At 67.0% G+C, this 13370-nt stretch carries 16 protein-coding genes and 1 pseudogene; 7 read left to right on the top strand and 10 right to left on the bottom strand.

Annotated features, from left to right (window positions below):
* Positions 1 to 143: pseudogene (locus tag Q8K49_RS07750) on the top strand (acyl-CoA thioesterase domain-containing protein); the annotation flags it as partial.
* 7 nt (positions 144 to 150) lie between these two features.
* On the opposite strand, the gene Q8K49_RS07745 reads toward Q8K49_RS07750, so the two are convergent.
* From Q8K49_RS07745 to Q8K49_RS07715, 9 genes are all read right to left on the bottom strand, one after another.
* Positions 151 to 1008, bottom strand: coding sequence for an ORF6N domain-containing protein (locus Q8K49_RS07745; RefSeq protein ID WP_305305160.1), 858 nt, complete (start codon positions 1006 to 1008; stop codon positions 151 to 153).
* A gap of 99 nt (positions 1009 to 1107) precedes the next feature.
* Positions 1108 to 1689 (bottom strand): NUDIX hydrolase, encoded by a 582-nt coding sequence (locus tag Q8K49_RS07740; RefSeq protein ID WP_305305159.1) that lies wholly within the window; start codon positions 1687 to 1689, stop codon positions 1108 to 1110.
* 28 nt (positions 1690 to 1717) lie between these two features.
* Positions 1718 to 2299, bottom strand: coding sequence for a ribosome maturation factor RimM (gene rimM / locus Q8K49_RS07735; protein ID WP_305305158.1), 582 nt, complete (start codon positions 2297 to 2299; stop codon positions 1718 to 1720).
* A 56-nt stretch (positions 2300 to 2355) separates the two neighbouring features.
* A complete protein-coding gene (gene rpsP, locus Q8K49_RS07730; RefSeq protein ID WP_305305157.1) occupies positions 2356 to 2901 on the bottom strand; it encodes a 30S ribosomal protein S16 in 546 nt (181 codons plus the stop codon).
* Positions 2902 to 2926: 25 nt separating this feature from the next.
* A complete protein-coding gene (gene ffh, locus Q8K49_RS07725; protein WP_305305156.1) occupies positions 2927 to 4465 on the bottom strand; it encodes a signal recognition particle protein in 1539 nt (512 codons plus the stop codon).
* Positions 4466 to 4711: 246 nt separating this feature from the next.
* Positions 4712 to 4900: a hypothetical protein gene (locus Q8K49_RS14850; protein WP_370867749.1), complete on the bottom strand. Its 189-nt coding sequence runs from the start codon at positions 4898 to 4900 to the stop codon at positions 4712 to 4714.
* Between the two features lie 17 nt (positions 4901 to 4917).
* Complete coding sequence (locus tag Q8K49_RS07720) at positions 4918 to 5256, bottom strand: type II toxin-antitoxin system HicB family antitoxin (protein WP_305305155.1); 339 nt, start codon at positions 5254 to 5256, stop codon at positions 4918 to 4920.
* On the bottom strand, positions 5253 to 5387 hold the full coding sequence (locus tag Q8K49_RS14845; RefSeq protein WP_370867743.1) for a type II toxin-antitoxin system HicA family toxin: 135 nt from the start codon (positions 5385 to 5387) through the stop codon (positions 5253 to 5255). Before Q8K49_RS14845 ends, Q8K49_RS07720 begins: the two co-directional genes overlap by 4 nt.
* A gap of 96 nt (positions 5388 to 5483) precedes the next feature.
* A complete protein-coding gene (locus tag Q8K49_RS07715; RefSeq protein WP_305305154.1) occupies positions 5484 to 7652 on the bottom strand; it encodes a M3 family metallopeptidase in 2169 nt (722 codons plus the stop codon).
* A gap of 138 nt (positions 7653 to 7790) precedes the next feature.
* On the opposite strand from Q8K49_RS07715, the gene Q8K49_RS07710 reads away from it, so the two are divergent.
* Both Q8K49_RS07710 and Q8K49_RS07705 read left to right on the top strand, forming a co-directional pair.
* Positions 7791 to 8648 (top strand): glutamate racemase, encoded by an 858-nt coding sequence (locus Q8K49_RS07710; protein WP_305305153.1) that lies wholly within the window; start codon positions 7791 to 7793, stop codon positions 8646 to 8648.
* Between the two features lie 83 nt (positions 8649 to 8731).
* Positions 8732 to 9160, top strand: a complete 429-nt coding sequence (locus tag Q8K49_RS07705; protein WP_305305152.1) for an HIT domain-containing protein — start codon at positions 8732 to 8734, stop codon at positions 9158 to 9160.
* Here Q8K49_RS07705 and Q8K49_RS07700 read toward each other — a convergent pair.
* Positions 9144 to 9698 carry a hypothetical protein gene (locus Q8K49_RS07700; protein WP_305305151.1) on the bottom strand — a complete coding sequence of 185 codons (555 nt, stop codon included), beginning with the start codon at positions 9696 to 9698 and terminating at the stop codon, positions 9144 to 9146. The genes Q8K49_RS07705 and Q8K49_RS07700 overlap by 17 nt on opposite strands.
* A gap of 181 nt (positions 9699 to 9879) precedes the next feature.
* On the opposite strand from Q8K49_RS07700, the gene sdhC reads away from it, so the two are divergent.
* Genes sdhC through Q8K49_RS07680 form a run of 4 tightly spaced genes read left to right on the top strand, consistent with a single transcriptional unit; the run spans position 9880 to position 13369 of the window.
* Positions 9880 to 10368 (top strand): succinate dehydrogenase, cytochrome b556 subunit, encoded by a 489-nt coding sequence (gene sdhC / locus Q8K49_RS07695; protein WP_305305150.1) that lies wholly within the window; start codon positions 9880 to 9882, stop codon positions 10366 to 10368.
* Positions 10365 to 10772: a succinate dehydrogenase, hydrophobic membrane anchor protein gene (gene sdhD / locus Q8K49_RS07690; RefSeq protein WP_305305149.1), complete on the top strand. Its 408-nt coding sequence runs from the start codon at positions 10365 to 10367 to the stop codon at positions 10770 to 10772. Before sdhC ends, sdhD begins: the two co-directional genes overlap by 4 nt.
* A 6-nt stretch (positions 10773 to 10778) precedes the next feature.
* Positions 10779 to 12563: a succinate dehydrogenase flavoprotein subunit gene (gene sdhA / locus Q8K49_RS07685; RefSeq protein WP_305305148.1), complete on the top strand. Its 1785-nt coding sequence runs from the start codon at positions 10779 to 10781 to the stop codon at positions 12561 to 12563.
* 2 nt (positions 12564 to 12565) lie between these two features.
* Positions 12566 to 13369: a succinate dehydrogenase iron-sulfur subunit gene (locus Q8K49_RS07680; protein ID WP_305305147.1), complete on the top strand. Its 804-nt coding sequence runs from the start codon at positions 12566 to 12568 to the stop codon at positions 13367 to 13369.
* Position 13370: the final 1 nt, after the last annotated feature.

Genomic DNA, 13370 nt, shown 5'->3' with positions numbered 1-13370 from the left:
ACTTCAATGACTGGACCCTGTTTGCCCAGGACAGCCCCAGCGCCTCGCAGGGTCGCGGCATGGTGCGCGGCCAGATGTTCAGCCAGGACGGCACGCTTCTGGCCTCGGTGGCGCAGGAATGCCTGATGCGGATCAAGAAGTAGGCGGGCTCTAACCGCCCAGCCGTTCCAGGACCCCGACGAACCGGTCGATATCGCCCCCGGTCATCGCGCGCTCGGCTTCGATCACCAACTGGAGCTTGCGCGCCAGGACCCGCAATTCGATTTCGCCGGCCTCGGCTTGGGTCTTGGCGGCGGTCGCCTTGCTGGCCTCGGCTTCCGCCAGAAGCTTGGTCGCCCGGGCTGCAAGTTCCTCATTTTCGAGACCGGCGCGCGACAGCCGATCCTTCAGATGGGCGATGGAGCGGTCCAGCAGGTCCTGGGCCTCTTCCCGGACGGAGGCGCCGTGACGCTGGTTCACCACCGAGTCGAGCACCGCCGCCATGGCTTGGGTCAGCCTGGGGATCAGGCCGTTTCCAACACTCACGCCGTTGGTGATTTGCGGTGAGGCATCCTGCCTTCGACGCGCACTGACGAAGACCTCGACGACCATCTTCATCGCGGCGACGGCGGAATCGGATTTCAGAACGGTCGCAGCCATGACCACGCCGTGTTCGGTGAAGGCCCACGGCCGTGTCCGTCGCCCACCTCGGGAGTTTGATATCGCATTTTGCGATATCAAACGGGCGAACTCCTCAGCCGTCAGTTGGAAGGCATAGCCCTCGAACCGTGCGGCGTTTCGGCGGATCTGTTCGTTGAGGCGCCGGGTCTCGGCTCCGAACAGAGCGGCGATCGCGTCGTCGAGGACGACACTCTGGCCCCGGATCTGATGGATATGGGCAAACGCCCTGTCGGCGGCGGGTAGATCGACGGGCATCGGGCTCGAAATCGCTTTAAGGGTGTTGCAGGAAACACTCTCTCTTCGATTGATTTCGAGATCAATCCTGTTGCGCCGGCCCTTCGGGCTCATCCACCAGGGCCGATGAGCCATCCTGGGGCAGCAGCGCCTTGAAGCCGGTCAGGCGTATCGGCTCTTGGGCGTAGGTGGCGCAGGAATGCCCGATGCGGATCAAGACCTGGCGGGTTTCGCCAGGCTGATTGACGCCACGCCGGCTTGAGCCAGGCCGCGCAGGAGTGAGGCGACCTGCATGCCGACGGTCAGCTCGCCGGCCAGGGCCATCCGCAGCGCCTCGGCGGCCGGGACCCAGAGCCTCTCGATCCGCTCGGTCGGGTCGTCCTTGGGCTCGGCGACCTTCGCCACCTGACACGCCAGGACGATGTGTGTGCGGTTGGAATGGGTGCCGGCGTTGGCCCGCGTTTCGCCGACCAGGGTCAGAACCCCGGCGCACCCGGTCTCTTCCAGCAGTTCGCGTCTGGCGGCCTGCAGCGGATCGGCGTCGGTCGGCTCCATGCCACCGGCGGGCAGTTCGATCGATAGCCCGCCCAGGCCATGCCGGTACTGCTTGACCAGCAGCACGTTGTCGGCGGCGTCCAGAGCGATGATCTCGACCCAGTCGGGATAGTCCAGCACGTAATAGGGGGCGACCACCGCGCCCTCTTCGGTGATGCAATCGTCTGCCCGAACGGCGATCCAGCGATCCTTGTGAACATAGCGCGAGGCGGTGACCCGCCACTTCCCGTCGGTCGCCATGTCCTCGAACTCCTGGGGTTGGCCGTCGTCAGTCGTAGTGGCGCTCGGCGCCGTCGCTGTCATCGGCCTCTTCGACCGGACCTTCCGGTTCTCCCACCAGGGCGGGCGGATCGGCGAGGATCAAACGTTCCTGGATCTTCACGTCGGGAACGGCCGCGCGGGTGAAGGGCAGGAACCAGGTCTGGCCGCCGAGGGCGGGCTGGATTTCGAGCAGGTCGCCGGCTCCGAAGTTCTGCACGCTCTTGACCGAACCCAGCAGGGCATTGTCGGAGATGTGGCGAACGGCCAGGCCGACCAGGTCGGTCAGATAGAATTCATCCTCGTCCGGCTCGGGCAGGGAGGCCCGGGGGACATACAGGCGCAGGCCGCGCAGGGCGTCGGCGGCCTCTTTGGTCTCGATCCCCTTGCAGCGGGTGACGAGGCCTTCCTTGGCCACGCGGGCCGAGACGATGGTCAGGGCCGGCGAGCCATCCTGGCGCAGCAGCGCCTTGAAGCCGGCCAGGCTCATCGGCTCTTCGGTATAGGTGGCGATCTTCACCTCGCCGCGCACGCCAAAGCCGCCGGAGACGCGGCCGACGAGGATCAGGTTGGCGGGGGAGGGGGTGCTCATCGAAGATGTTGCATCGCCGCCCCGATCCGAAGACCGGGGCGACAGCGCAAAAGGCCTTAGCCTTCGGTCTTTTCAGCTTCGGCGGCCGGAGCCTCTTCAGCGGCAGCTTCGGCGGGCGCTTCTTCAGCAGCGGCTTCGGGCTCGGGCGCCGGCGCGTTCCTGGCGGCTTCAGCAGCGGCCTTGGCTTCTTCCTTGGCGCGGACGGCGGCTTCAGCGGCCTCGATCTTGGCGGCGGCTTCGGCCTCGGCGCGGTCGGCTTCGCGCTGGGCGCGCTCGGCGGCGCGTTCCTGGGCCTTCTTGCCCGGCTCGGCCTTCTTCGGGTTGTTGGACTGGGTCCATTTGACCTTGCCGGCCAGGGCTTCGTCCTGGCTCAGGAAGCGGGCGACGCGGTCGGTGGGCTGGGCGCCCTTGCCGAGCCATTCGGCGATCCGGTCGGTCTTCAGGGTGACGCGCTTCTGCTCGCCGTCGCGCGGCAGCATCGGGTTGTAGGTGCCGACGCGCTCGATGAATTTGCCATCGCGGGGCGAGTGGCTGTCGGCGACGACGATGTAATAGTAGGGGCGCTTCTTGGCGCCACCGCGGGCCAGACGAATCTTCAACATTTTCAGTCTCTTTCTTTAAGTCGAATTATTTCTTGGGAGGGAAGCCCGGAAGACCCGGAAGGCCGCCCGGAAGTTGTCCGCCGCCCAGGCCGGCGAGCCGGTCCTGAAGGGCCTTCATTTCGTCGGCGCTGGGTTCGGGCATGCGGCCGCCCCCCATCGCCTTGAGGCGCGCCATGTCAGGACCGCCGCGCCCCATTCCTGGAATCTGGCCGCCGCCGAGACCGCCCATCATGGCGGCCATCTGTTTCATGCCCTTGCCGCCGCCCTTGGACATGGACTTGACCATGTCGGCCATCTGGCGGTGCTGTTTGAGCAGGCGATTGATCTCCTGGACCTCGACGCCGGCGCCCTTTGCGACCCGCTTCTTGCGGCTGGCGTTCAGCAGGTCGGGCTTCTTGCGCTCGAGCTTGGTCATCGAGGAGATGATGGCCTCCTGACGCGCGATCATGCGGTCGTCGACGCCGCTGTCGGCCATCTGGGCCTTCATCTTGGCCACGCCGGGCAGCATGCCCATGATGCCCTGAAGACCGCCCATCTTCTTCATCTGCTGCAGCTGGGCGGCGAGGTCATTGAGGTCGAACTGACCCTTGGCCAGCTTGCGGGCCATGGCCTCGGCCTTGGAGGCGTCCAGCTCCTGCGACGCCTTCTCGACCAGGGCGACGATGTCCCCCTGACCCAGGATGCGGCCGGCGACGCGGCGGGCGTCGAACACTTCCAGAGCGTCGACCTTCTCGCCCGCGCCGATATATTTGATCGGCAGGCCGGTGACGGCGCGCATCGACAGCATGGCCCCGCCGCGGCCGTCGCCGTCGGCGCGGGTCAGAACGAGGCCGGTCAGCGGCAGGCGGTCGTGGAAGGCCTTGGCGGTGCGAACCGCGTCCTGACCGGTCAGGCTGTCGGCGACCAGCAGGGTCTCGACGGGTTTGGCGACGGCGGCGACTTCCGCCACCTCGGCCATCAGGGCCTCGTCGAGGGTGATCCGGCCGGCGGTGTCGAGGATCAGGACATCGAAGCCCTGAAGCTTGGCGGATTGCAGCGCGCGCCGGGTGATCTGGATCGGCGACTCGCCCGCCACGATCGGCAGGGTCGCGACCTCGATCTGTTTGCCGAGGGTCTGCAGCTGCTCCATAGCCGCCGGACGACGCGTGTCCAGCGAGGCCATCATGACCTTCTTGCGGTCGAACTTGGTCAGCCGCAGCGCCAGCTTGGCCGAGGTCGTCGTCTTGCCCGAACCCTGCAGGCCGGCCATCAGGATGACGGCGGGCGGGGTGGCGTTCAGGTTGATCGGGGTCGGCTCGTCCCCGCCCAGCATCTCGACCAGGCCGTCATAGACGATCTTGACCACCTGATCGGCCGGTTTGACCGAGCGGATGACGTCCTCGCCCGTGGCGCGCTCGGTGGCGAAGGCGATGAAATCCTTGACGACGGGCAGGGCGACGTCGGCCTCGAGCAGCGCCACGCGGACTTCGCGCATCGCCTCGGCCACGTCCTTTTCGGACAGGGCGCCGCGCCCGGTGATCCGGTCGAAGACGCCTGTCAGCCGCTCGTTCAGAGCCTCGAACATTCACAACCTCATGCCCATTTTCGTTTCAGGTCACGACGACCTGGATCCAGAAAATGGGCCACTCAGCACCGACGGGTGAGACGGTCTCCATAGCGAAATGGCCTCCGGCGACGATCACGTCGGCGGAGGGTTCTCGCCATCCTCGTCCGGTCGAAACCGGGGTCGTGATGGTGGAGACGCGAGGTTCACTTGCGTCGGAAGCGGCGGCTTATGGGGGAAAAGCGAGGCGAAGACAAGGCGCGGCCCTCAGTGCTGCCGGTCCGGCAGCTTGGTCCCGCACCATGGGCAGTAGGAAATCACAATCACCGACGCTCCACCGTCGTGGATCATCAGGCCGTAGGTTCGGCTTGCGGGCCAGAAGTCGATCAAAGCGTCGGGGCAATCGTGTCGGTTCGGATGCTGACCGCACTCCGCCTCAACGTTGTTCCTCATCATCTGGCAGCAATGGGTCGTCACGGCTGGTTCGCCGCCGCTCGGTCCAGCACCTCGGCCACGAAACCGTTCAGGCTCTTGCCTTCCCGCGCCGCCGCAGCCGCGGCCCGGCGGTGCACCTCGGGCGCGACCCGCACCGAGAACGTCCCGGAAAACGGCTTGTCCGGCGTCTTGCCGCGTTGGCGGCACCAGTCGAGATAGTCGGCGACAGTGTCAGTGAAGGCCGCCTTCAACTCGTCCAGCGTCCGGCCCTGAAAGGTCAGGACATCGCGGGTGTTGACGACTTCGCCGTGGAACAGTCCCGCCTCCTCGTCCAGTTCGACGGTAGCGAGATAGCCCTCGGGGGTCATGGTGGTCATGGCTTGGGATCGGGTACGTGGCCCGCCTCTGTCAGAAAGCGGCGCACGGATTTCAGTGCGCCCTTGTCCGTTTCCTTCTGCGGATGCGGACGGTGAAAGACGGCATCGACGCCGTCCAGACTGACCCGCACGCGAGACCCGCGCCCTGTGCTTGAGCGGCCGGATCCCGCGAATGAATGAGGCTGACGAAGCGATCCGCCGACCCCATGCGTTGCGGCCCGGAAACCTCAGCTGACCGGGAAACCCCGCACCCTGAGCAGGGCCGTCACGTCCGGATCGCGGCCGCGGAAGCGGCGGTAGGCCTCGGCGCGGTCGGTGGTGTTGCCCTCGGCCAGGATGATGGCCTTGTAGCGGGCCGCGATGTCAGGATTGAAGACGTCGCCCGACTCCTCGAAATAGGCCCAGGTGTCGGCGTCCATGACCTCTGACCAGAGGTAGGAGTAGTACCCCGCCGAATAGGCGTCCGAGGTGAACAGGTGATTGAACTGCGGCAGGCGGTGCCGCATCACGATCTCCTTCGGCATGCCGTAGCGGGCCAGGCTCTCGCGCTCGAAGGCGTCGATGTCGGTCGGCGGCGTAGCCCGGGTGTGCAGGTCCATGTCGACCAGGGCCGAGGACAGATAGCTGACTGTGGCATAGCCCTGGTTGAAGGTCTGGGCCGCCTGGACCTTGTCCACCAGGGCCTGCGGCATCGGTTCGCCGGTCTGGTAGTGCTTCATAAAGCCGTCCAGGATCGGCCGGCTCAGCACCCAGTGCTCGTGCACCTGCGACGGATATTCGACGTAGTCGCGCGGCGTGCCGCCAAGGGCCGGGTAGGTCACCTTCGACGAATAGGCGTGCAGGGTGTGGCCGAACTCGTGGAACAGGGTCTCGGCGTCGTCCAGCGAGATCAGGATCGGTTCCGATCCTTCGGCCTTGACGAAATTGTTGTTGTTCGAGCCGAGGGTGTTCTTGTCGCCGTCATAGGTCGAATGCGACCGGTAGGTCGTCATCCAGGCGCCCGACCGCTTGCCGGCCCGCGCATAGTCGTCGGCGTAGTACAGGCCGATCGGTCGGCCCGCGTCCTTGACCTCATAGACGGTCACGTCCGGATGGAAGACCGGCACGGCGCCCGCGGGCAGTTTGTCGAAGGTGAAGCCGTACAGGCGGCGCGCCATCTCGAACGAGCCGGCGCGGACGTTGTTGAGTTCGAAATAGGGTTTCAGCTCGTTCTGGTCGAGGTCGTACTTCTGCTTCCGGACCTTCTCCGCATAATAGAGGTAGTCCCACGGTTCGATATCGTGACCCGCGATGGCGCGCATGTCCGCGACTTCCTCGGCGACGCGGGCGACGGCGGCCGGCCAGACCCGCATCATCAGCGCATTGGCGGCGGCAGGGGTCTTCGCCATCGTGTCCTGCATGCGCCATTCGGCATGGTTGCCGAAGCCCAGCAGCCGGGCCCGTTCGGCCCTGAGGCGAACGATCTCGGCGATGGTCGCATTGGTGTCGTTGGCGTCGCCGTTGTCGCCCCGGTTGACGAATTTGCGCCAGACCTGTTCGCGCAGAGCGCGGTCGTCAGCGAAACTCAGGAAGGGGTCGACGCTGGAGCGGGTGTTGACGATGGCCCAGCCCTGGACGTTGCGCGAACGGGCCGCGGCGGCCGCAGCGGCCTTGTTCGACGCGGGCAGGCCGGCCACGCCGGCCTCGGTGGGGATGACGGTCCAGGTGTTCTCGTCGGCCACGACCTTCTGGCTGAAGGCGGTGAAGGCGTTGGCCAGGGCGGTGTTGATCCGGCCCAGCTCGGCCTTGCCTTCGGAGTCCAGTGCGGCGCCGTTGCGCACGAAGGCGTCGCGGCTGCGTTCGGCGATGCGCGTCTGTTCAGCGGTCAGGCCCGCGGCGGCGGCGCTGTCGGCTACCGCCTTGATGCGGGCGAACAGCTTCGCGTTGAAGGTGATCTCGTCGCCGGCGGCGGACAGCAGGGGCGACACCTCGGTATCGACGGCATTGTAGTCGTCCGACCCGATGTTGGAGGTCATCACGCCATAGATGGACCCGGCGCGGTCCAGCGGGTCCCCCGCCATCTGCAAGGCGACCATGGTGTTGGCGAAGGTCGCCGGTTCGGGATTGTTTGCGATCGCCTCGATTTCCGCGCGCTGAAGCTCGATGCCCTCCAGAAGGGCCGCACGAAGCTTCGGCGCGGTCACCCGGTCCCAGGGCGGCACGCCCTCGTAGGGACCGGTCCAGACCTGCAGCAGCTCGGCCCGGGGCGTCTGCACCGGCAGGACGGCGCGGGCGGCGGCGGCGTCCGAGGCGAGCGTCGCGGCCGGGGTTCCCCCGCCCATCGACATCCCGTTGGAGGCGCAGGCCGACAGGGCGAACAAACTGCCTCCGGCGACGAGAAGCTGGCGTCTGTGCATGGGTAAACTCCGTCCGTGAATGCGTTCCTGCCAACCCTAGGCTCTTCCCGGCCTGACTGTCACATGAACGGGCGGTAATCTCCGTCTGTGGGGCCGGATGGATAGACGGGAACCGGCGCGGCGTCTAAAGCGCGCGCCATGGCGATTGGCGTATTTGACTCCGGCGTGGGCGGCCTCACGGTTCACCGCGAACTAACACGGCGGTTCCCCGACCGGGATTTCGTCTATCTGGCTGACCAGGCCAACGCCCCCTACGGCGGACGCGGCGGCGAGGAGATCGTTGACCTGACCCGGGCCGGCTGCGAGCGGCTGTTCGAGGCCGGAGCCAATGTCATCGTGCTGGCCTGCAACACCGCTTCGGCCATCGCGCTCCGCCGCCTGCAGCAGAGCTGGGTGCCCGAAGCTCGCGCCCGCCACGGTCGCCCGATCAATGTGCTGGGCATCATCGTCCCGACCATCGAGGCGGCGACCGGCCTGCCGTGGACCTATGAGGCCGAACGCACGCCTCTGGGCGACAAGATCGAGGCCATCGACATCACCGGCGTCTTCAGCACCGCCGCGACGGCCCATAGCCGGGTCTATGAGATCGAGATCGACAAGCGGCGCGAGGATCTGGCCGTCTTTTCCGAACCCTGTCCGGGCCTCGCCGGCCTGATCGAGCTCGGCGCTCCCGCCGAGGAGCTCAAGGTGGTGGTCGACGACCACGTCGACGCCCTGCGCCGCCGCATCGGCCGCCATCCGGACCAGGCCATCCTCGGCTGCACCCACTATGAGATCGTGGCCGACCTTTTCGCCGCCGCCCTGCCGCCGGGCACGCCGGTGATCCACCAGCCCACGGCCGTCGCCGACGCCCTGGACCGGTATTTCCAGCGTCATCCCGAGTACGACCTCGGCGGTCAGGGCCGTCGCGACTTCCTGACCAGCGGCAAGGCCGGCCCGCAGTCCGATCTGGTCAGCCAGTTCTGGGGCGCGCCCCTGACCTTCGCGCCGGCCTGACCTGACGCCCGCCTGACTTGGTCCATGCGCTGAACTGAACGGTCCCGCTTGACCCGTAGCCGCCGTCGCGCGACCGAAGGGGCATGACCGCTGCGTTCAAAGCCGATCCGGCCTTCGAGTCGGGCTCCGTCATCGCCTGCGAATGGCCCCTGTGTCAGCTGCGGCTGCAGGACGACGCCCGCTACCCGTGGCTGATCCTGATCCCGCGCCGTGCCGGCCTGCATGAGATCGAGGACCTGACCCCCGCCGAACGCGCCGCCCTGATGGACGAGGTCGTTCGCGCCGGCGACATGGTGCGGTCTCTCGGTCGGGCGGCGGGACGGCCGGTGCAGAAGCTGAACGTCGCCGCCCTCGGCAATGTCACCGCCCAGTTGCATGTCCATGTCATCGGGCGCCGCCACGACGACGGTCAGTGGCCCGATCCGGTCTGGGGGCGGGGTGCGGCTGTGCCTTACGGAGCCAACGGGCTACAGGCGGCGGTGTCGCGCATCCGGCTCAGTTCGGGCGGATAAGGCTCGCCGGGCGCGTCTGGCCGTCGATCGTCAGCACGCCGCGCCAGCCGTTCCCTGTCCGCTCCAGCGTCATCGCGCCCGGGCCGTCCAGCGTCAGCGTCGTCCCGTCCGAGGTCGCCGCGCCCCAACCCGCCTCAGCGCGCCATCCTCCTTCGACCGGACCAACGCCGGTGTCGTTGAGGACCAGATCGTAAAGCGTCCGTCCCGCCGCATCGACGACCCGCCAGGCCCCCTCCAGCGGACCGGCGGCCTGGTCGGCCCGGATCTCGGCCGACGCCACGCCCTGTTCATAGGCCGTCTCGGCATCGTCGGGCGCATATTCATAGGACCGGACATAGGCCTCGACCACGACCGGCGTATCCAGCGGACGGCGGTACAGCTCCCCCTCGGCGTCGCCCTGGGCCGGTTCGCGGCCGAAGTTCCGGCCCGGCTCGAACGGACGGATCACGGGCGCCTGATAGGCGGCCTGTGTGGACGGATGCGGCGCGGTCTCCTGTATCAGCAGACCCGCGAAGGCGAAGACGATCAAACCCGACATGGGGGCCAGACTGCCGCGAACCTGCACGAATGACAAAGGCCGTGCACCCGGCCCGCGAATTCGTGATCCCGGATGCCGCACCTGCTCACGTTTCGTTGACCCTTGCCGCTACGCTGACTAAACCCGGATCACCGGTTTCGAGCGGCTGAATTCGCTCAGGTTTCTGAGAACCATTCGCAATATGTCGATCTCCCCCCTGCCGGGCGACGCCTCCAACGACCCGCCCCACCTTGCGTCCTCTGACGACCAGACCGGCCGGTTCGTGGTCCAGCCCAACGGCCGCATCCGTCCCCTGTCGCCCCATCTCCAGATCTGGCGCTGGCACGTCACCATGTTCGCCTCGATCTTGAACCGCATGACGGGCGGGGCCCTGTCGGTCGGGGCGGTGCTGGTCTTCGTCTGGCTGATGGCCCTGGCCTTCGGACCCGAGGCCTATGCGACCTTCATCGGCTGGATGGGGTCGCCGCTTGGGCTGTTCGTCTGGTTCGGCCTGACCCTCGCTCTGTGCCTGCACCTGACCGGCGGTATCCGCCACCTGATCTGGGACGCCGGACGTGGCCTGTCTCCCAAGGCCGCCGACACTCTGTCCTGGGCCTCCATGATCGGCGGCGTCGTCATCGCGGTCGCCTTCTGGGCCCTTTTGTTCAGCTCGGGGAGGGTCGTACTGTGAGCCGCGACTCCAAGGTCTTTGTGAAGGGCGTCAAGGTCTCGGACCGCCACGGCGCGGGCGAATGGACCGCCGAACGGCTGTCGTCCCTGATCCTGGCGCCCCTGACCCTGTGGGGCCTGTGGAGCGGCTTCACCCTGTCGGGCGGCGGCTATGACGGCGCGCGCGACTGGTTCGCCTCGCCGGTCAATGCGGTGCTTCTGGCCGTGACGTTGGCGGTAAGCCTCTGGCACATGAACATGGGGCTGAAGGTCATCGTCGACGACTATATCCACAAGCCCGTGTCGCGCACCGCGCTGCTGGGCCTGATCGGCCTGCTGTGCCTCATTGTCGCGGCGGCGGGCGTCTTCTTCATCGTGCGGCTGGCGCTGGGTTCCGCGCCCCTGCCCGCCGGTTTCGGGATCTGACGGCTGATGGCTGCTTATGAATTCGTCGATCACGCCTATGACGTCGTCGTCGTCGGCGCGGGCGGCTCCGGCCTTCGCGCGGCCCTCGGCGCGGCCCAGCAAGGGCTGAAGGTCGCCTGCGTCACCAAGGTCTTCCCGACCCGCTCGCACACGGTCGCGGCCCAGGGCGGCATCTCCGCCAGCCTCGGCAATATGGGCGAGGACAGCTGGCAGTGGCACATGTACGACACCGTCAAGGGGTCGGACTGGCTGGGCGATCAGGACGCCATCGAATACCTGGTCCGCAACGCGCCCAAGGCCGTCTACGAGCTGGAACACTGGGGCGTGCCCTTCAGCCGCACCGACGAAGGCAAGATCTACCAGCGCGCCTTCGGCGGCATGACCCGGAACTTCGGCGAGGGCCCGGTGCAGCGCACCTGCGCCGCCGCCGACCGCACCGGTCACGCCATCCTGCACACCCTGTACGGCCAGTCCGTGCGCCGCGAGGTCGAGTTCTTCGTCGAATATTTCGCGCTGGACCTGATCATGCAGGGCGGCGCCTGCACCGGCGTGACGGCGCTGAAGCTGGATGACGGCACGATGCACCGCTTCCGCGCCAAGACGGTCATCCTGGCCACCGGCGGCTACGGCCGCGCCTATTTCTCGGCTACCAGCGCCCACACCTGCACCGGCGACGGCAACGCCATGGTCTTGCGCGCCGGCCTGCCGCTGCAGGACATGGAGTTCGTCCAGTTCCACCCGACCGGCATCTACGGCGCCGGCTGCCTGATCACCGAGGGCGCGCGCGGCGAGGGCGGCTATCTGACCAATTCCGAGGGCGAACGCTTCATGGAGCGCTATGCGCCGACCGTGAAGGATCTGGCCCCGCGCGACATGGTCAGCCGCTCCATGACCATCGAGATTCGTGAAGGCCGCGGCGTGGGCCCGAAGAAGGACCATATCAATCTGCATCTGGATCACCTCGACCCGAAGATCCTGCATGAGCGTCTGCCGGGCATTTCCGAGAGCGCCAGGATCTTCGCCGGCGTCGACGTGACCAAACAGCCAATCCCGGTCCTGCCGACCGTGCACTACAATATGGGCGGCATCCCCACCAACTATCACGGCGAGGTCCTGACCAAGGTCGGCGACAATGCGGACACCGTCGTCCCCGGTCTGATGGCCGTGGGCGAGGCGGCCTGCGTCTCGGTGCACGGCGCTAACCGCCTGGGCTCCAACAGCCTGACTGATCTGGTGGTGTTCGGCCGCGCCGCCGGCCTGCGCTGCGGCGAGGTGGTGGACAAGGCATCGCGGGTTCCTGACGCGCCGGCCGCGACCACCGACGGCCACGTCGCCCGCATGGACCGCTTCCGCCACGCCAACGGCTCGACCCCCACTGCCAAGCTGCGCATCGACATGCAGCGCGCCATGCAGTCAGACGCCGCCGTCTTCCGCACCGGCAAGACGCTGGAGGAGGGGGTCGCCAAGCTGCGCGCCATCCACGCCGCCGGCGCCGACATCAAGACCACCGACCGCGGCCTGATCTGGAACACCGACCTGGTCGAGACCCTGGAATACGACAACCTGATCGATCAGGCTTTGGTCACCATCGAGGGCGCCCTGAACCGCACCGAGTCGCGCGGCGCCCACGCTCGCGAGGATTATCCGGACCGCAACGACGTCGAGTGGATGAAGCACACCCTGACCTGGAAAGTCCCCGGCGACGCGGTGAAGATCGACTACCGCCCGGTGCATAATTACACGATGTCTGACGACATCGCCTACATCGAGCCGAAGGCGCGGGTTTACTAGAGATGGTTCAACTCACCCTCCCCAAGGGCTCGAAGCCCACGCGCGGCAAGGTCCACAAGGCCCCGTCCGGCGCGAAGAACGTCAAGACCTACAAGGTCTACCGCTACGACCCCGAGGTCGACGCCGACCCGCGCTGGGACACGTTCGAGATCTCGGCTGACGACCACGGTCCGATGCTGCTGGACGCCCTGATCCACATCAAGAACGAGATCGACCCGACCCTGACCTTCCGGCGCTCGTGCCGCGAGGGCATCTGCGGCTCCTGCTCGATGAATATCGACGGCCGCAACACCCTGGCCTGCACCAAGGGCTGGGAGGAGTGCTCCTCCTCGACCATTTCCATCGCCCCCCTGCCGCACCAGTCGGTGGTCAAGGATCTGGTGACGGACCTGACCCTGTTCTACGCCCAGTACGACTCGATCCAGCCTTGGCTCCAGTCGGACGAGCCGGACCCCGAGAAGGAGCGTATCCAGCTGCCTGAGGACCGGGCGAAACTGGACGGTCTGTACGAATGCATCCTGTGCGCCTGCTGCTCGACGTCGTGCCCGAGCTACTGGTGGAACCAGACGGAATACCTCGGCCCGGCGGCGCTGCTGCAGTCCTACCGCTGGATCGCCGACAGCCGCGACGACGCCACGGACAAAAGGCTCGACGACCTCGAGGACCCGTTCAAACTCTACCGCTGCCACACCATCATGAACTGCGCCCAGGTCTGCCCCAAGGGCCTGAACCCGGCCGAGGCGATCGCCAAAACCAAGAAGCTGATGGTGGCGCCGTCGCGGAAGAAGACGGAAGCGGCGGCCTGAC

This window comes from Brevundimonas sp., from assembly GCF_030682035.1.
Taxonomy (GTDB): Bacteria; Pseudomonadota; Alphaproteobacteria; order Caulobacterales; family Caulobacteraceae; genus Brevundimonas.
Note: the sequence above shows the minus strand (reverse complement) of the source record. Positions and strands in the feature narration are given on the sequence as shown.